The sequence below is a fragment of the Micromonospora sp. CNZ295 genome (assembly GCF_004217535.1).
The window spans coordinates 2,421,973-2,440,137 of the sequence record NZ_SHKZ01000001.1; the positions used below are offsets into that span (position 1 = coordinate 2,421,973).

The following is an 18,165-nucleotide window of genomic DNA, read 5'->3' on the forward strand; positions in this document are numbered from 1 at the left end:
CTCTCCCTCACCGAGAGTGCGCTGGCCCCGTGCATCCTGCACGAGGGCTTTTTTGTTGCCGTCAGACCCCGCCGGTGCGGGCCCCGCCCGCGTTCCACCGCTTGACCAGCCGCACCCACTCCAGCCGAAGGCCTGAACCGCCATGACGAGACCCACGCCCGAGACCCTCGCCAACTCCGCCCGGCGGGCCCGCGCGACCGCCGAGCCGGCGCGCGACGCCGACGCGGCCGTCCGCGCCGCGGCCACCCCGACCGTCCCGGGGGTACGCGTCCCCGCCCCGGCGCAGGTCTCCGGTGCCGGCTCCCTCGTGCGGTCCCTCGAAGCGCTCGGCGTCGACGTCGTCTTCGGCATCCCCGGTGGCGCGATCCTGCCGGCGTACGACCCGCTCTACGACTCCACCGTGCGGCACATCCTGGTCCGGCACGAGCAGGGCGCCGGGCACGCGGCGACCGGGTACGCCCAGGCGACCGGCCGGGTCGGCGTCTGCATCGCCACCTCCGGCCCCGGCGCGACCAACCTGGTCACGCCGATCGCCGACGCGTACATGGACTCGGTGCCCCTCGTCGCGATCACCGGCCAGGTCGCGCGGCCCTCGATCGGCACGGACGCCTTCCAGGAGGCGGACATCCAGGGCATCACCCTGCCGATCACCAAGCACAACTTCCTGGTGCAGAACGCCGACGAGATCCCCCGGACCCTCGCCGAGGCGTTTCACCTCGCCTCGACCGGCCGGCCCGGCCCGGTCCTGGTGGACATCCCCAAGGACGTCCTCCAGGCGGCGACGACGTTCACCTGGCCGCCGACGCTCGACCTGCCCGGTTACCGGCCGACGCTGCACCCGCACGGCAAGCAGATCCGCGAGGCGGCCCGGCTGATGGCCATCGCCCGCCGGCCGGTGCTCTACGTCGGCGGGGGCGTGCTCAGGGCCGGCGCCACCGACGGGCTGCGCAAGCTCGCCGAGCTGACCGGAATTCCGGTGGTCACCACGCTGATGGCGCTCGGCGCGTTCCCCGACTCGCACCCGCAGCACCTCGGCATGCCCGGCATGCACGGGACGGTGGCGGCGGTCTACGGCCTGCAGAAGGCGGACCTGATCGTCGCGCTGGGGGCGCGGTTCGACGACCGGGTCACCGGCCGGCTGGACTCGTTCGCCCCGGACGCGACGGTGGTGCACGCCGACATCGACCCGGCCGAGATCGGCAAGAACCGCCACGCGGACGTGCCGATCGTGGGCGACGCCAAGCACGTCATCGACGAGCTGATCGGCGCGGTCACCGCCGAGCAGACCGCCGGGCACCGCCCCGACCTCGCGGACTGGTGGACCCAGCTCGACGACCTGCGCGGGCGTTACCCGCTGGGGTACGAGGAGCCGGCCGACGGCACCCTGTCGCCGCAGTACGTGATCAAGCGGCTGGGCGAGATCGCCGGTCCGGACGCCGTCTACGTGGCCGGCGTCGGCCAGCACCAGATGTGGGCCTCCCAGTTCATCTCGTACGAGAAGCCGTACACCTGGCTGAACTCCGGCGGCCTCGGCACGATGGGGTACGCGGTGCCGGCGGCCATGGGCGCCAAGGTGGGCAGGCCGGACACGGTGGTCTGGGGCATCGACGGCGACGGCTGCTTCCAGATGACCAACCAGGAGCTGGCGACCTGCGCGCTGGAGGGCATTCCGGTCAAGATCGCCGTCATCAACAACGGCAACCTGGGCATGGTCCGGCAGTGGCAGACCCTGTTCTACGGGGAGCGCTACTCCAACACCGACCTGGGCACGCACAAGCACCGCATCCCGGACTTCGTGAAGCTCGCCGAGGCGCTGGGCTGCATCGGCCTGCGTTGCGAGACGGCCGAGGACGTCGACAAGACGATCGAGGCCGCGATGGCCATCAACGACGCCCCGGTGGTCATCGACTTCGTGGTCGGCAAGGACGCCATGGTGTGGCCGATGGTCGCCGCCGGCACCAGCAACGACGAAATCATGTTCGCCCGGGGCGTCCGCCCCGCCTTCGACGAGGACGACCTCTGATATGAGTGAGCGAAGCGAGCGAATCATCAGGCTCAGCCCCAATTCGCGTCCGGGCGCGACCGAGCGGAGCGAGGTCGTGGCATGACGATGCACACGCTGTCCGTGCTCGTGGAGAACAAGCCCGGCGTCCTGGCCCGGGTGTCCGGCCTCTTCTCCCGGCGCGGCTTCAACATCGACAGCCTCGCCGTCGGCGAGACCGAGAACCCGGACGTCTCCCGGATCACCATCGTGGTCAACGCCGAGTCGTCCCCGCTGGAGCAGGTCACCAAGCAGCTCAACAAGCTGGTCAACGTGCTCAAGATCGTCGAGTTGGATCCGCAGGTGTCGGTGGCGCGCGAACTGCTGCTGGTCAAGGTCCGCGCGGACCGCAACGCCCGCGGCCAGGTACTGGAGACGGTCAACCTGTTCCGCGCCCGCGTGGTCGACGTCGCACCGGACACGCTGACCATCGAGGCGACCGGCACCCCCGACAAGCTGGACGCGCTGCTGCGCGACCTCGAACCGTTCGGCATCAAGGAGATGGTCCAGTCCGGCACCGTCGCCATCGGGCGTGGCTCCCGCTCCATCACCGCCGGCCCGGCGCTGCGGGCCGCCTGACCTCCACACCGACCACGACGGGCCGCCCGGGCCGCCGTACGAAAGGGAAATCCATGAGCGTTGAGGTGTTTTACGACGACGACGCCGACCTGAGCGTGATCCAGGGTCGCACGGTCGCGGTCATCGGCTACGGCAGCCAGGGCCACGCCCACGCGCTGTCGCTGCGGGACTCCGGCGTCGACGTGGTGATCGGCCTGAAGGAGGGCTCGAAGAGCCGGGCCAAGGCCGAGGAGCAGGGGCTGCGGGTGGTCACCCCCGCCGAGGCGGCGGCCGAGGCCGACGTGATCATGATCCTCGCCCCGGACACCGCGCAGCGCAGCCTGTATACCGAGTCGATCGCGCCGCACCTGACCGCCGGCAAGGCGCTGTTCTTCGGCCACGGCTTCAACATCCGGTACGGGCTGATCAAGCCTCCGGCGGACGTGGACGTGGCGATGGTCGCCCCGAAGGGCCCCGGCCACCTGGTCCGCCGCCAGTACGTCGACGGCAAGGGCGTGCCCTGCCTGGTCGCCGTCGAGCAGGACGCCAGCGGCAACGCCCTCGCGCTGGCCCTGTCGTACGCGAAGGGCATCGGCGGCACCCGCGCCGGAGCGATCCGGACCACCTTCACGGAGGAGACCGAGACCGACCTGTTCGGCGAGCAGGCGGTGCTCTGCGGCGGCGCCGCCGCGCTGGTGCAGACCGGCTTCGAGGTGCTCACCGAGGCCGGGTACGCGCCGGAGGTGGCGTACTTCGAGTGCCTGCACGAGCTGAAGCTGATCGTCGACCTCATGTACGAGGGCGGCATCGCGAAGATGCGCTACAGCATCTCCGACACCGCCGAGTACGGCGACCTCTCCCGCGGCCCGCGGGTCATCGACGCCCGGGTCAAGGAGGAGATGCGCAAGATCCTCAGTGAGGTCCAGTCGGGCGAGTTCGCCCGCGAGTGGGTCGCCGAGGACGAGGCCGGCCGCCCGAACTTCAGCAAGTGGCAGGCCGAGGGGGCGGCGCACCCGATCGAGGAGACCGGCCGCAAGCTGCGCGGGATGATGAGCTGGGTGGACCGGCCGATCACCGAGACCGCCTGATCCCGCACGACGACCTCGCCCATCCGCCCGCGACCCGACGCCCTCCCTCCCCGGCGTCGGGTCGCGGGCGCGTCGCGTGGGTGATCCCGACCGCCCTCCCGTCGCCCCGGGCGGGCGGGCGCGCCGGGGCGCACGGACGATCGTCCATCCGCACGTCATGCGTTGTTTGTGAGGGCACTCACCCCACGGTCCGCGACATCCCGGCCAACCCGCCCCCTACGATCGCGGGTAGGTGCGTAGCCGGCACCTGACGGCCATGGCCCGGACAGGGCGGGGCGCAGTGCCGCCCCCCGCCGCCCGGCCGACCGCTCTGACGACACCTAGAGGACCGATGAATCCTGTCGTACTGATCGCCGAAGAACTCGCCCCCGCCGCCATCGAGGTGCTCGCCCACGACTTCGACGTCCGGCACGTGGACGGCACCGACCGACCGGCCCTGCTCTCGGCGCTCTCCGAGGCCGACGCCGTCATCGTGCGCAGTGCGACGCAGATCGACGCCGAGGCGATCGCGGCCGCGCCGCGCCTGAAGGTCGTCGCCCGGGCGGGCGTCGGTCTGGACAACGTCGAGGTGCCGGCGGCGACCGCCCGGGGCGTCATGGTCGTCAACGCCCCGACCTCCAACATCGTCTCCGCGGCCGAGCAGGCCGTCGCGCTGCTGCTCGCGGTCGCCCGCAACACGGCCAGCGCCAGCACCGCGCTCAAGGCGGGGGAGTGGAAGCGGTCGAAGTACACCGGCGTGGAGATCCAGGGCAAGACCGTCGGCGTGGTCGGCCTCGGCCGCATCGGCGTCCTGTTCGCGCAGCGGATCGCGGCGTTCGGCACCCGGCTCATCGCGTACGACCCGTACATCCAGCCGGCCCGGGCGGCGCAGCTCGGCGTCCGCCTCGTCGGGCTGGAGGAGCTGCTGCGGGAGAGCGACTTCATCTCGGTCCACCTGCCGAAGACGCCGGAGACGGTGGGTCTGATCGGTGAGAAGGAGCTGGCGATCGTCAAGCCCGGCGTGCGGATCGTCAACGCCGCCCGGGGCGGCCTCATCGACGAGCAGGCCCTCGCGGACGCGATCGCCGAGGGGCGGGTCGCCGGCGCCGGCGTCGACGTGTACGCCAAGGAGCCGTGCACCTCGTCGCCGCTGTTCGCGTTCGACAACGTGGTGGCCACCCCGCACCTGGGCGCCTCCACCCACGAGGCACAGGACAAGGCCGGCCTCTCCGTCGCCAGGAGCGTCAAGCTGGCGCTCCAGGGCGAGTTCGTGCCGGACGCGGTGAACGTGCAGGCGGGCGGCGTGGTCGCCGAGGACGTCCGGCCGCTGCTGCCGCTGGCCGAGAAGCTGGGGCGGGCCTTCACCGCCGTCGCCGGCGGCGTCGCCGCCAGCGTCACCGTCGAGGTGCGCGGCGAGATCGTCAGCCACGACGTCTCGGTGCTCAAGCTCGCGGCGACCAAGGGGCTGTTCAGCTCGGTGGTGGAGGAGCAGGTCACCTACGTCAACGCGCCGCACCTCGCCGCCGAGCGGGGGGTCGAGGTGTCGCTCACCACGCAGCCGGAGACGGTCGAGCACCCGGTGCTGGTCACCGTCCGGGGCGCCCTGCCCGACGGTCGCACCGTCAGCGTCTCGGGCACCGTCACCACCGCCGGCACCCGCGACATCATCAAGCTGACCGAGGTGGACGGCTTCGACGTGGAGATCGGCGCGGAGGGCATCCTCGTCTTCCTCCGCTACGCCGACCGGCCCGGCGTCGTCGGCATCGTCGGCACGCTGCTCGGTGAGGCCGGCATCAACATCGCCGCGATGCAGGTGGCGCGGCGGGAGGCCGGCGGTGAGACGCTGATGACGCTCACCGTCGACCAGGCGCTCGGCGCCGACCTGCTGACCTCGGCCGCTGACTCGATCGGCGCGACCTCGGCCAGCGCCGCGGACCTGCGCGACGAGTGATCCGTACGCACGACAGCGGGGGGCCCGGCGATCCGCCGGGCCCCTTCGTCGTCGACCGACCGTCAGGTGTTGACGCGGGCGGGCGGCGGGTAGACCGACCCGTCCTGGGCGTCGAACAGCATCAGGCCGTGCTCCCCGGCCAGCCGTTCGATGTCCAGCAGCACCTGGTCCTCGCAGGTCGGGTGCAGGTTCAGTTCGACGTGGTCGCCGGCCGCGTGCAGCGGTGCCACGGCCCAGGGCGTGCCGGCGACCGCCGGCCGGTCCGGGTACGCGGCGGTGATCGCCCGGTAGAACCCGACGACCCGGGGGTCGGGCTGGCGATCGGCGTGCTGCCCCTCCCGGCACCGCCGCACCGCTGTTCGCACATCCTCGGGCGTCGCCCCGTCGGCCAGGGCCCACACGCTCAGATCGAAACTCACGGCGGACAGCGTGCCATCCGCCGTTCACGATGTCGAAACCGCCTCGCCGCAGGCCAGCCGCATTCCTGTCGGGAGTCTCCCTAGTGGAGACTCTTGCGTCGAGTTGCGGCAATTCGCTAGCGTACCGGTGCGGTCACTGGCCGAGTCCGAGAGCGTGGGCCCGTCTTCGGGTGGCGAGGTCGACGTCCCGGCCCGACCGGTCCGCACCCCTCGATTGCGCGAGCCACGCGCACTCGTCGCTGACCGGCCCTCACGGTCGTTGCCGAGACCGTGGGGGCCGATCGCGGACCGCGGCCACTTCGGCGGCCCACGGCAGCGGCGGCGACCCGGTCGGACGCGGCGACCGGCTCAGCGGCGGGCGAGGAGTGCCCGGTAGTCGGAGCCGTCGCGGAACCAGGCCAGCCCGGTCGGGCCCGCCGCGTAGAGCGCGGTGGCGTAGGCGTCGGCGACGGCGAGATCCGGCCCGATGACGGTGGCGGCGGCGAACCGGTCGACCGGCTCCCCGGTGTGCGGATCGACCACGTGCCCCTGCCGCCCGGTCACCCCGGACGTGCCGACCGCACCCGCGGTCATCTCCAGCAGCAGCGGTGCCCGGCGCCGGTCGGTGGGATGGTGCACGGCCACCCGCCACGGACCCCCGTGCGCCGCGTGGCCGCGTACGACGAGGTCGGCGCCGGTGAGCACGGCGTAGTCATGGATGCCGGCGGCGCGCAACCGGGCCGCGGCCCGCTCCACCGCCCAGCCGCCGAGCAACCCGCCCGGGTCGAAGCCGCCGGGCACGGCCCACGCGTCGAACCAGCCGTCCGTCGCCGCCCGCATCGCGGCGCAGCGGTCCACCAGATCGGCCAGCGGCGGGTACGACTCGGGGCTGATCTCGCCGCGGCGCAGTCGGGAGACCAGGCTCTCCGCTCGGGTCGGGCCGTAGGTCAGGTCGATCGCGCGCAGCTCAGCCACCGCGTCGCGCAGTGCCTCGCCGACGCCCCGGCGGCCGAGCCACTCCGGCGCGTTGAACAGCAGCGAGTACTCGGCGGCGGCGGTGCGCACGGTGTGCTGGACGACGACGCGGTCACCGGTGGCCGTGCCGATCGCGTCGACGTGGTGGTGGCGCGCGCTCAGGCGCAGGTCCGGACGGGGCCGGGGACGGAACAGCGACGGGTCGACCCATCGGGTCCGTGGTTGCTCGTCGATTCTCATTCCTACCCCCGCCTCCTCGGCCGACCGCTCCGCCCCGTCGCGGCGCCGGTCGCGCGCCCCGTTGCCCGCTGGCCATCAGGCTAGCCAGCGGAGATGACCGCAGCATGGATGTCACCTGGAAGCCTCCTGTGCATCCCGGCTTCCCGAATCCTGGAAGATCCGTACCGGGGGACGGGACGGCGGCGTACCGTCGGATCCTACGGCGAGGCGAAGGAGCGGACGTGGCACGGATCGCGGTGGTGGCCGGGGACGGGATCGGCCCAGAGGTGGTCGCGCAGGCCCGCAAGGTCGTCGACGCGGTGCTCCCCGGTGTGGCGGCCACCGAGTACGACCTCGGCGCCGCCCGCTACCACCGCACCGGCGAGGTGCTGCCCGACTCGGTGCTCGCCGAGCTGGCCGGCCACGACGCCATCCTGCTGGGTGCCGTCGGCGACCCGAGCGTCCCGCCCGGCGTCCTGGAGCGGGGTCTGCTGCTGAAGCTGCGCTTCGCCTTCGACCAGTACGTCAACCTGCGCCCCTCTCGGCTCTGGCCCGGCACGGCCGGCCCGCTCGGCGGCGTCAAGCCGGGCGAGGTCGACCTGGTGGTGGTCCGCGAGGGCACCGAGGGCCTGTACGCGGGCGCCGGCGGCACGCTGCACCGGGGCACCCCCGCCGAGGTCGCCACCGAGGAGAGCCTGAACACCCGGCACGGTGTCGAGCGGGTGATCCGCGACGCGTTCGCCCGGGCGCGGCGCCGCGAGCGGCGCAAGGTCACCCTCGTGCACAAGACCAACGTCCTCACCCACGCCGGCTCCCTGTGGGCGCGCGCCTTCGCGGAGGTCGCCGCCGAGCACCCGGATGTGAAGACCGAGTACCAGCACGTCGACGCGGCCGCGATGTTCCTGGTGACCCAGCCGCAGCGGTACGACGTGGTGGTCACCGACAACCTCTTCGGCGACATCCTCACCGACATCGCCGCCGCCGTCACGGGCGGCATCGGGCTGGCGGCGAGCGGCAGCATCAACCCGGACGGCACCTACCCGTCGATGTTCGAGCCGGTGCACGGCTCCGCGCCGGACATCGCCGGCCGCGGCCTGGCCGACCCGGTGGCGGCGGTGCTCTCCGCCGCGCTCCTGCTCGACCAGCTCGGCCACACCGAGCAGGCGGCCCGGATCACCGCCGCCGTCGGCGCCGAGCTGGCCGGCCGGACGCCCGGCGTACCGGTACGCACCGAGGAGGTCGGCGACCGGCTGGCCGCGCACGCCGCCGGCTGAGCGACACCCACGCCCGGGCCGCACCGGCCCGCGCGACCCCGGTCCACGGGCCGTACCCGCGCCCGTGACTCCGTCCGACCGGCGCCGCCCCGCGACCAGCGGCGGTGCCGGGCGGCGACCGTCGGGCGGCGCCCGCGCGCCCTGCGGCGCTACCCGCTGAACGACCGTTCGGGGTAAGTTTCTCGCACCAGTCGTCTCGGCATGCGGACTCGTGTGCCGTTGTTCCGCAGGGAGGTCAGCGCGATGAGCGGTGGTGACAAGCTCGACTTCGAGATCCGTCCGAATCCCGCGCCGGCATCCGCCGCCGACCGGGCCGCCCTGCTGGCCAACCCCGGCTTCGGGCGCGTCTTCACCGACCACATGGTCACCATCCGCTACGCCGACGGCAAGGGCTGGTACGACGCCCGGGTCGAGGCGCGGGCACCGATCCCGATGGACCCGGCGGCCGCCGTCCTGCACTACGCGCAGGAGATCTTCGAGGGGATGAAGGCGTACCGGAGTGCCGACGGCGGCGTGACGATGTTCCGCCCGTACGCCAACGCGGCCCGGTTCGCCACCTCCGCCCGCCGGATGGCGATGCCCACGCTGCCGGAGGAGACCTTCGTCGACTCGTTGCAGCGGCTGATCGAGGCGGACCGGGAGTGGATTCCCGAGGGCGAGGACGGCAGCCTCTACCTGCGGCCGTTCATGTTCGCCAGCGAGGTGTTCCTCGGTGTCCGCCCCGCCAACGAATACCTGTACGCGGTGATCGCGTCCCCGGTCGGGGCGTACTTCTCCGGCGGGGTGAAGCCGGTGACGGTGTGGGTCTCGCCGGACTACACCCGGGCCGCCCCGGGCGGCACCGGCGCGGCGAAGTGCGGCGGCAACTACGCCGCCTCGCTGGTCGCCCAGGCGGAGGCCATCGAGCACGGCTGCGACCAGGTCGTCTTCCTGGACGCGGTGGAGCGCCGGTTCGTCGACGAGCTGGGCGGCATGAACGTCTTCTTCGTGTACGACGACGACACCGTGGTCACCCCGCCGCTGACCGGCACCATCCTGCCCGGCATCACCCGGGAGTCGGTGCTCGCGCTGGCCGCCGACGCGGGGCACCGGGTGGAGGAGCGGCCGGTCACGTTCGCCGACTGGCAGGCCGACGCGGCGAGCGGGCGGCTGCGCGAGGTCTTCGCCTGCGGCACCGCCGCCGTCGTCACGCCGATCGGCACGGTCCGCTTCCCCGACGGCGAGTTCCTGATCGGCGGCGGCGAGCCGGGCCGGGTGACCATGGCCCTGCGCCAGCAACTGGTCGACATCCAGCGCGGCAAGGCGGAGGACCGGCACAACTGGGTCCACCGCGTGCTCTGACGGAAGGGCTCCTGCTCGGCGCCCGCCGCCGCGCCCGGCGCGCGCCGCCGCGCCCGGCGCGTCCCCGCGCTACTCCAGCAGGTGGTCGCGGAGGGCGGCCAGCTGGTCGTCGGTGAGGCCGGCGTGGCGCAGGTAGCCCGCCACCGAGCCGTAGCCCTCGCGCAGCTCGGCCAGGAACAGCCGCATGGCCTCCTCGGGGCAGGTCAGCGGCGGCAGCCCCGGCCGTACCTCCTTGCCGGTGGAGCGGAACCAGGCCATGAACCGCTCGCCGGCCGCGGTGCTCAGGGCGTAGTCGGCCGCGATCTCGTCATCGGGGACGCCGAGCGCGGCGAGGGTGAGGCCGCAGACGATGCCGGTGCGGTCCTTGCCGGCCACGCAGTGCACCATCAGCGGCGAGTTGGCCTCGTCGGCGATCAGCCCGATCGCCCGGCCCAGGCCGACCGTGCCGGTCCGGGCCAGGTCGGCGTACCGGTCGGCGAGGTAGCGCGCCAGGTCGGCGTCGGTCCGGTACGGGGTCTGGCTCCACTCGGCGTGCTCCGGGTGGACGTGCCGCCAGGTCAGGCCGTCAAGGTCGGGGACCCGGCCGTCACGCTCCACCTCGTACGGACGGCGCAGGTCGAGCACCGTGCGGATCCCGAGAGCGGTGAAGGCCTGCCGGTCCGCGTCGTCGAGCCGGTGCGGCGAGTCGGAGCGGAACAGGCGGCCCCGGCGTACGGCGCGCCCGTCCTGGCCGACCGGGCCGCCGACGTCGCGGAAGTTGAACAGTGTGGTGAAGCGGGTGACCTCGATGGCGTCCACCCTGACACGGTAACGGCCGGTGGGGCGGAACCCCACCGGCCGTCAACAGGATCACCGTTACCGGGCGGTACCCGGCGGGATGGCCGAGTAGGTGTCGCCGTAGTAACCACCGAGCTTGTCCCGGTAGGCCGGGTCGGTGTCCGCGGTCTCGTCGAACTCGGGCGCGGCCTTGATCTGGTCCTTGCTCCGGTCGACGTAGACCTTCCGCTCGTCGTGGTCGACGTGGTTGACGGTGCCGGCCGGAATCATGACCTTCTTGCCGAAGATCCACGGACCGGTGTCGACCACCAGGTAACTGGAGTTGACCTCGTGGCTGGACCGGTCCACCTTGCCGATGCCACCGTCGCCCGCCTCGACCTTGTAGCCCACCAGGTCGACGCCGGACACCCCGGCGTCGTCCCGGTACCGCCACGGGTCGAAGGCGCCCACGGGCGTGCCGCCCGCGAAGCCGCCCTGACCACCCGTGACGAGCGGGTCCGGCGTCCCGTGGGTCGTTCGAGGTTCGAGCCGCTCCATCGCGTTTCATCTCCTCTACTCGACTGATCGGGGGTTGGTGCCTGTCAGCCCCATGTCCTACCCGGTGTCGAGATCGGTACACCCCCGGGTGCGGCAGAAACAGCCGCCCGGGTGCCGCCCCTCCGCGTGCCGTCCCGGGATGTGGATTATGCCTCCCAAAACCGGCCCGGCAGTGGCAGAGTGGCGACCGTGACCAGCACCGTCCTGATTATTGGCACCTAGCGCGCCGGCCCACCCCTCCGCCGAGCGCGCAGACCTCCCGCATCCCGCGGGGGGTCTTTTTGTTGGCTTGCGAAAGGATCCCGATGACGTTCCAGGTCTACGACACGACCTTGCGCGACGGCGCCCAGCGCGAGGGGCTCAGCTACTCGGTGGTCGACAAGCTCGCGGTGGCCCGGCTGCTCGACGAGTTCGGCGTCGGCTTCATCGAGGGCGGATGGCCGGGCGCGGTGCCGAAGGACACCGAGTTCTTCCGCCGGGCGCGCACCGAACTCGACCTCAGACACGCGGTGCTGGTGGCGTTCGGGGCGACCCGCCGGGCCGGGGTCGCGGTCACCGACGACCCGCAGGTGCGCGGCCTGCTCGACGCGGAGACACCGGCGGTCGCCCTGGTCGCGAAGGCCGACCTCCGGCACGTGGAGCGGGCCCTGCGTACCTCCGCCGAGGAGAACCTCGCGATGATCCGGGACACGGTCACGCACCTGGTCGCCGAGGGCCGGCGGGTCTTCGTCGACGGCGAGCACTTCTTCGACGGCTACCGGCACGACCCCGCGTACACCTCGACGGTCGTCGAGACCGCGCTCGCCGCGGGCGCCGAGCGGTTCGTGCTCTGCGACACCAACGGCGGCATGCTCCCGTCCCAGGTCACCGCCGCGATCGAGGACCTCGCCGCCCGGATCGGCGTCGCGCCCGAGCGGCTCGGCATCCACTGCCAGAACGACACCGCCTGCGCCGTGGCCAACACGATCGCCGCGGTGGAGGCGGGCGTGCGGCACTTCCAGGGCACCGCCAACGGGTACGGCGAGCGCCCGGGCAACGCCGACATCTTCGCCGTCGTGGCGAACCTCCAGCTCAAGCTCGGGCTGCCGGTCCTACCGGAGGGCTGCCTGGAGCAGATGGTGCGGGTCTCCCACGCCATCGCCGAGATCGCGAACATCGCCCCCGACACCCACCAGGCCTACGTCGGGGCCGCCGCCTTCGCCCACAAGGCCGGGCTGCACGCGAGCGCGATCAAGGTGGATCCGCTGCTCTACAACCACGTGGACCCACAGGTGGTGGGCAACGACATGCGGATCCTCGTCACCGAGATGGCCGGCCGGGCCAGCGTGGAGCTCAAGAGCCGCGAGCTCGGCCTGGACCTGGCCGGCCATCCGGAGACGCTGACCCGGGTCACCAAGCGGGTCAAGGAGATGGAGGCCGGTGGCTGGTCGTTCGAGGCGGCGGACGCCTCGTTCGAGCTGCTGGTCCGCTCCGAGCTGCCGGACTCGGCGCCCGCGCGGCCGTTCGCGCTCGAGTCGTACCGCGTGCTGGTCGAGCATCGCGAGGACGGCGCGGTGGTCTCCGAAGCGACCGTCAAGATCCGGGTACGCGGCGAGCGCGTGATCGCCACCGCGGAGGGGAACGGCCCGATCAACGCGCTCGACGAGGCGCTCCGCGTCGGCCTCACCCGGCACTACCCGGAGCTGCGCGACTTCGAGCTGGCCGACTACAAGGTCCGGATCCTGGAGGGCAGCCACGGCACCGGCGCGGTGACCCGGGTGCTGGTGGAGACGTCGGACGGGGCCGGCCGGGACTGGACCACGGTGGGCGTGCACCCCAACGTGGTGGAGGCGAGCTGGCACGCGCTGGTCGACGCCCTCACGTACGGGCTGGACCGGGCGCGGGTCTGAGGGCGGCGAGCGCGCGTTGAGAAGGGGCCCTTCCACAAGCGAGGCGTCGAGCAGGGCCCTTCCTCACCGCTCGGCCGGGAGGCGGAGGTCGGCCAGCACGGCGCGGTGGTCGCTGTCGGGTATCGCGTGCACGGAGACGGCCCGGACGGCGATCCGCCGGTCGACCAGCACGTGGTCGATGGCCACCGGCGGGATCGGATCGCCGTCGTACGGCCCCCAGGTGCCGGTGAGGCCGGCGCCGGCGGCGTCGGCCGCGTCGACGTACCCGGTGTCGAGCAGGGCGCGCAGCGGCGCGTGGTCGAGGGTGGCGTTGAAGTCCCCGGCCAGGATGCTCAGCTGACCGTCCGGCGTGGCCGGTGGCTGGGCCGTCAGGTCGGCTCGCCAGTGACCGACCTGGTCGACGGCGTACGGTGCCGAGGGGTGCGCCGACTCGACCCGGATCGGCGGCGCGCCGGGCACTTCGACCGTCCCGTACGCCTGGTCGAAGCCCCACCCGCCGCGGTTGTGCCGGACACCGCCGGCGCTGATGGGGTGGCGCGAGTACAGGCCGGAGCCGACCGTGCCGTCGGCCGGGTGCAGCTCCCGGTGGGGCAGCAACCGGTCCAGACCCGACCGGTCCAGCTCGGCCGCGATTGCCGGGGTGAACTCCTGCACGGTGAGCACGTCCACCCGGTGCCGCCGGACCAGGTCGACCAGCACCCGCGCGTCGGCGGTGCCGGCCAGCAGGTTGGCGGTGAGCAGCCGGACCGGCGGGCCGTCGGCGGGCGGCCCGTCGGAGCCGACCGCCCGGGGCGCCACGACGGCGACCAGCGCGACGGTCGTCACCGCCGCGACCGCCGCGGGCCACCGGCGCCGGAACGCGACCGCCAGGACCAGGGGCAGCAGACTGGCCGCCGCGACGTACGGGGTGAAGGCCAGCAGTTGCACGAGCGGCCCCCGGTCGAGCCCGAGCAGCCGGACGACCGCCCATCCCGCGGCGGGCGCGACGGCCAGCCAGCAGCCGGTGGTGACGGCGCGTCGCCGGCCGCCGCGGTCCTCCGCGATCACGGCAGCAGCCTAGCCGAACGCACACCCCACACAATTCATGAATGGGGAAGGGCTCGCTTTTCACAATTAGTTGAGCTGCCCGGAAAGCTTGATCGACTATTGACGCTCGGCATTTTATGGTGCTACTTTCCACCTGGTTGAGGCGTCGCAACTTACGTAGTCTTCCCAGGTCACAAGCGGTCAGAAGCATAGAGCGGTCACATTCGCGGTGCGCTCGGAAGGTTTGATTCCGTAGCGAATGACGGTCGCCCGTGCTGGTTGAAAAATTGTCAGCAACACCGTCCCGTCATCCGGGTCGGCCGGATATTCACGGTCCAAAAAGGGAGCCTCGTCATGACCTCGATCCTCAGACGCAAGGCCGCGACGGTAGCGTTCGTCGTCCTGGCCCTCACCCTCGCCGGCGGCGGGATGGCCGTCGCGAAGCCGATCGCCCAGTCGCCCGCCGAGGCGGTCCAGGCGGACCGGCAGCCACGCGGCAACGCGCAGCCTCCGGTGACCGCCGCGGAGCGCGTCGCGGCGCGGGCCGCCCTCGCCAAGGGCGACGTCGGTGTGGCCGCCGTCGGCACCCTGTACGCGGCGGTGGTCGAGCAGAATGCGGTCACCGGCGTATGGCAGGTCACCCGCTCGTCCCACCCCGGCGTCACCGTCACCCAGATCGGCGTCGGCTGGTACTCGGTCAACTTCCCGGTCAACGTCTCGACCGCCGTCTACCACGCCACGATCGGCACGACGAACAACTACCTGGTCCCGCCAACCGGCGAGGTCGCCGTCGCGCCCCGGCGTGACCTGGTCAACTCCGTCTTCGTGGCCACCCGCAACTCGGCGGGCGGCGCCCGGAGCCTGCCGTTCCACCTGGTCGTCCACCAGATCGTCTGAAGCCCCCGCCCGGACCGGCCCCCGGCGCCCGCGCCGGGGGCCGGTCCGTCGTCCGTACACGTGGGCGGGTTGTCCCGCTCCGAGCCGCCGTGGTCCTGATTGGGCCTGGTCCGTCCGGTAATTCCGACGTTTGTCCGACGGCCGGTACGGGAAGCAAGCACCGTGACGGACATCTCGGACACCCTGGCCAGCGTGCCCACCCCGGTCGATCCCGACGCGGCCGGCAACGAGTTGCAGCAGACCCTCTCCGAGGTCAGACGCGTGATCGTCGGGCAGGATCGGCTCGTCGAGCGCCTGCTCACCGCACTGCTCGCCAACGGCCACTGCCTCCTGGAGGGGGTTCCCGGCGTCGCCAAGACGCTCGCCGCGCAGACCCTCGCCACCGTCGTCGGCGGCAGCTTCTCCCGCATCCAGTTCACCCCCGACCTGGTCCCGTCCGACATCGTCGGTACCCGCATCTACCGCGCCTCCCGGGAGACCTTCGACATCGAGCTGGGCCCGGTCATGGCCAACCTGGTCCTCGCCGACGAGATCAACCGGGCCCCGGCGAAGGTCCAGTCCGCCCTGCTGGAGGCCATGGCCGAACGGCAGGTCTCCATCGGCGGACGGAGCTGGGACGTCCCCGCGCCGTTCCTGGTGCTGGCCACCCAGAACCCGATCGAGTCCGAGGGCGTCTACCAACTGCCGGAGGCCCAGCGCGACCGGTTCCTCATGAAGGTCGTCGTGGACTACCCGAGCGACGCCGACGAACTCGCCATCCTCTACCGGATGAGCGCCGACCGGCCGACACCCCGCCAGGTGCTCGACCCGCAGCGGCTCCTCGACCTCCAAGCCCGGGCGTCCCGCGTCTTCGTCCACCACGCGCTCGCCGAGTACGTCGTGCGCCTCATCCTGGCCACTCGCGACCCCGGTCGGTTCGGCCTGCCCGACGTCGCGGCGCAGCTCGCCTACGGGGCGAGCCCGCGGGCCACGCTCGGACTGGTCGCCGCCGCCCGGGCCCAGGCGCTGCTGCGGGGGCGGGAGTACGTGCTGCCCGAGGACGTCCGTGAGCTGGCGGTGGACGTGCTCGCCCACCGGCTGGTGCTCTCCTTCGACGCCGTCGCCGACGGGGTGTCCGCCGAGTCGGTGGTCCGGCGGTTGGTCGACGCGGTCCCGCCCCCCCGCGTCGCGTCCGATCAGCCCGAACACGCACCCGACCTGGCGGTGGCATGAGGTGGCGGGGGAGGGACCCGGTGGCCCTACCGCCGGATCCCGGCCTCGCCGACCTCGCCGGCGACCGGCGGTTGCGCCGGCTCGAACTGGCCGTCACGCGCCGGCTCGACGGCCTCCTGCAGGGCCAGTACCAGGGGTTGCTGCCAGGCCCGGGCAGCGAGCCGGCCGGCAGCCGCGAGTACCGGCCGGGAGAGGACGAGATCCGGCGGATGGACTGGGCGGTCACGGCGCGGACGACGGTGCCGCACGTCCGTGAGGTCGACGCCGACCGGGAGCTGACCACGTGGCTGCTGGTCGACGCCAGCCCCAGCATGGAGTACGGCACGGCCGAGCTGGACAAGCGGGAACTCGCGGTGGCCGCCGTCGCGGCGGTCGGCTTCCTCACCGCCGGGGTGGGCAACCGGCTCGGCGCGCAGGTGCTCACCCCGACCGGGCTGCGCCGGTTCCCGCCCGGCAGCGGTCGCACCCACCTGTTCGGCCTGCTCCGGACGCTGCTGGCGGCCCCGCGCCACGGCGCGTACGACGAGGACACCGCGCCGCTCGCGCCGCCCGCCCTGGCCGAGGCGCTGGACGCCGTGCACCGCGTCGCCACCCGGCGGGGTCTCGTCGTGGTGGTTTCGGACTTCCTCGACGGCCTCCCCGACGACCCGGGACGGGCCGCCCCCTGGGAGCGGACGCTGCGCCGGCTCGCCGTCCGCCACCAGGTGCTCGCCGTGGAGGTGACCGACCCGCGCGAGTGGGACCTGCCGGACGTCGGCCTGGTCACCCTCGTCGACCCGGAGAGCGGCCGGCGGCGCGAGGTCTGGACCGGCGACCCCGGGCTGCGGGATCGGTACGCGGCCGCCGCGGCGGCCCAGCGCGACCAGGTGCGCCAGGCGCTGCGCCGCTGCGGCGCAGCGCACCTGCCGCTGCGTACCGATCGAGACTGGGCCGCGGACATCGTGCGGCATGTGCACCAGCAGCGCCGGCTGGCCGCCGCGCCGTCCGGCGCGGCCCGGGGAGGTGTCGCGTGATCTGGCTCTCGCCGGCCCGCCTGTGGCTGCTGCTCGGCGTGGTCGCTCTCACCGTCGGCTACGTGCTGCTGCAGCGCCGCCGCAGCCGGTACGCGGTGCGCTTCACCAACCTGCGGCTGCTGGACCGGGTGGCGCCGCAGCGACCGGCCTGGCGGCGGCACGTGCCCGCCGGGCTGTTCCTCGCCATGCTGGCGCTGCTGGTGGTCGGGTTCGCCCGGCCGACGGCCGAGGTGCGGGTGCCCCGGGAGCGGGCCACCGTGATGGTGGCCGTGGACGTCTCCACGTCGATGCTCGCCGGGGACGTGGAACCGGACCGGCTCACCGCCGCCAAGGACGCGGCCCGCCGGTTCGTCGACGGACTGCCCGACGAGTTCAACGTCGGCCTGGTCGCGTTCGCCGGCAGCGCGGCCGTGCTGGTGCCGCCCGGCACCGACCGGGAGGCGCTGCACGACGGGATCGACCGGCTGGTCGAGGGCGCCACCGGCGTGCAGGGCACCGCGATCGGGGAAGCGATCAACACCTCCCTCGGCGCGGTGCGGGCCCTCGACGGCGAGGCGGCGAAGGACCCGCCGCCGGCCCGGATCGTCCTGCTCTCCGACGGCGCCAACACCTCCGGGATGGACCCGATGGAGGCGGCGACCGACGCGGTGGCGATGGAGGTGCCGGTGCACACCATCGCCTTCGGCACCCCCTCTGGGTACGTGGACCGCGGCGGCCGGCCGATCCAGGTGCCGGTGGACGGGCAGACGCTCGACGCGGTCGCCCGGGAGACCGGTGGCCGGTTCCACGAGGCGGGCAGTGCCAAGGAGTTGCGCGCGGTGTACGAGGACATCGGCAGCTCGGTGGGTTACCGCAACGAACGGCAGGACGTCTCGGCCCGGTTCATCGGCCTCGGTCTGCTGTTCGCGATGGGGGCGGCGGCCGGCTCGATGCGCTGGTTCTCCCGGCTGCCCTGAGCCCACCGGCGGGGCCGGCCGGGGTGCGGCAGAT

The 18,165-nt window shown here is 73.0% G+C and carries 16 protein-coding genes; 11 read left to right on the forward strand and 5 right to left on the reverse strand.

Annotation, left to right across the window (positions count from 1 at the left end; genetic code table 11):
* Nucleotides 1–142 precede the first annotated feature (142 nt).
* The 4 genes from EV376_RS11520 to serA all read left to right on the forward strand — a co-directional run bounded on the left by EV376_RS11520 (nucleotide 143) and on the right by serA (nucleotide 5,617).
* On the forward strand, nucleotides 143–2,023 hold the full coding sequence (locus tag EV376_RS11520; RefSeq protein ID WP_130322521.1) for an acetolactate synthase large subunit: 1,881 nt from the start codon (nucleotides 143–145) through the stop codon (nucleotides 2,021–2,023).
* A gap of 81 nt (nucleotides 2,024–2,104) precedes the next feature.
* Complete coding sequence (gene ilvN, locus EV376_RS11525; RefSeq protein ID WP_073832451.1) at nucleotides 2,105–2,620, forward strand: acetolactate synthase small subunit; 516 nt, start codon at nucleotides 2,105–2,107, stop codon at nucleotides 2,618–2,620.
* Between the two features lie 53 nt (nucleotides 2,621–2,673).
* Nucleotides 2,674–3,687, forward strand: coding sequence for a ketol-acid reductoisomerase (ilvC, locus tag EV376_RS11530; protein WP_130322523.1), 1,014 nt, complete (start codon nucleotides 2,674–2,676; stop codon nucleotides 3,685–3,687).
* 331 nt (nucleotides 3,688–4,018) lie between these two features.
* On the forward strand, nucleotides 4,019–5,617 hold the full coding sequence (serA, locus tag EV376_RS11535) for a phosphoglycerate dehydrogenase (RefSeq protein WP_130322525.1): 1,599 nt from the start codon (nucleotides 4,019–4,021) through the stop codon (nucleotides 5,615–5,617).
* A 62-nt stretch (nucleotides 5,618–5,679) separates the two neighbouring features.
* On the opposite strand, the gene EV376_RS11540 is transcribed toward serA, so the two are convergent.
* Both EV376_RS11540 and EV376_RS11545 read right to left on the reverse strand, forming a co-directional pair.
* Nucleotides 5,680–6,036, reverse strand: a complete 357-nt coding sequence (locus EV376_RS11540; RefSeq protein ID WP_130322527.1) for a hypothetical protein — start codon at nucleotides 6,034–6,036, stop codon at nucleotides 5,680–5,682.
* A 348-nt stretch (nucleotides 6,037–6,384) separates the two neighbouring features.
* Complete coding sequence (locus EV376_RS11545) at nucleotides 6,385–7,230, reverse strand: FAD:protein FMN transferase (protein ID WP_130322529.1); 846 nt, start codon at nucleotides 7,228–7,230, stop codon at nucleotides 6,385–6,387.
* Nucleotides 7,231–7,451: 221 nt separating this feature from the next.
* Here EV376_RS11545 and EV376_RS11550 point away from each other — a divergent pair, with 221 nt between their 5' ends.
* Nucleotides 7,452–8,483, forward strand: coding sequence for a 3-isopropylmalate dehydrogenase (locus tag EV376_RS11550; protein WP_130322531.1), 1,032 nt, complete (start codon nucleotides 7,452–7,454; stop codon nucleotides 8,481–8,483).
* Between the two features lie 243 nt (nucleotides 8,484–8,726).
* Complete coding sequence (locus EV376_RS11555; RefSeq protein ID WP_130322533.1) at nucleotides 8,727–9,824, forward strand: branched-chain amino acid aminotransferase; 1,098 nt, start codon at nucleotides 8,727–8,729, stop codon at nucleotides 9,822–9,824.
* 69 nt (nucleotides 9,825–9,893) lie between these two features.
* Here EV376_RS11555 and EV376_RS11560 read toward each other — a convergent pair whose 3' ends face one another.
* Nucleotides 9,894–10,622: a tyrosine-protein phosphatase gene (locus EV376_RS11560; RefSeq protein WP_130322535.1), complete on the reverse strand. Its 729-nt coding sequence runs from the start codon at nucleotides 10,620–10,622 to the stop codon at nucleotides 9,894–9,896.
* Nucleotides 10,623–10,679: 57 nt separating this feature from the next.
* A complete protein-coding gene (locus EV376_RS11565) occupies nucleotides 10,680–11,138 on the reverse strand; it encodes a PRC-barrel domain-containing protein (protein ID WP_130322537.1) in 459 nt (152 codons plus the stop codon).
* A 305-nt stretch (nucleotides 11,139–11,443) separates the two neighbouring features.
* On the opposite strand from EV376_RS11565, the gene cimA reads away from it, so the two are divergent.
* The gene (gene cimA, locus EV376_RS11570) at nucleotides 11,444–13,027 is read left to right on the forward strand and encodes a citramalate synthase (RefSeq protein ID WP_130322539.1); all 1,584 of its coding nucleotides are present in this window, start codon (nucleotides 11,444–11,446) and stop codon (nucleotides 13,025–13,027) included.
* 63 nt (nucleotides 13,028–13,090) lie between these two features.
* Here cimA and EV376_RS11575 read toward each other — a convergent pair whose 3' ends face one another.
* Entirely contained in the window at nucleotides 13,091–14,071 is a 981-nt protein-coding gene (locus EV376_RS11575) for an endonuclease/exonuclease/phosphatase family protein (protein ID WP_130328618.1), read from the reverse strand.
* Between the two features lie 336 nt (nucleotides 14,072–14,407).
* Here EV376_RS11575 and EV376_RS11580 point away from each other — a divergent pair, with 336 nt between their 5' ends.
* The 4 genes from EV376_RS11580 to EV376_RS11595 all read left to right on the forward strand — a co-directional run bounded on the left by EV376_RS11580 (nucleotide 14,408) and on the right by EV376_RS11595 (nucleotide 18,131).
* Nucleotides 14,408–14,950 carry a hypothetical protein gene (locus EV376_RS11580; RefSeq protein ID WP_130322541.1) on the forward strand — a complete coding sequence of 181 codons (543 nt, stop codon included), beginning with the start codon at nucleotides 14,408–14,410 and terminating at the stop codon, nucleotides 14,948–14,950.
* A gap of 162 nt (nucleotides 14,951–15,112) precedes the next feature.
* Entirely contained in the window at nucleotides 15,113–16,162 is a 1,050-nt protein-coding gene (locus EV376_RS11585; protein ID WP_130322543.1) for an AAA family ATPase, read from the forward strand.
* Nucleotides 16,159–17,175: a DUF58 domain-containing protein gene (locus tag EV376_RS11590; protein WP_130322545.1), complete on the forward strand. Its 1,017-nt coding sequence runs from the start codon at nucleotides 16,159–16,161 to the stop codon at nucleotides 17,173–17,175. Before EV376_RS11585 ends, EV376_RS11590 begins: the two co-directional genes overlap by 4 nt.
* Complete coding sequence (locus EV376_RS11595) at nucleotides 17,172–18,131, forward strand: VWA domain-containing protein (RefSeq protein WP_130322547.1); 960 nt, start codon at nucleotides 17,172–17,174, stop codon at nucleotides 18,129–18,131. The genes EV376_RS11590 and EV376_RS11595 overlap by 4 nt, the downstream gene beginning before the upstream one ends.
* Nucleotides 18,132–18,165: the final 34 nt, after the last annotated feature.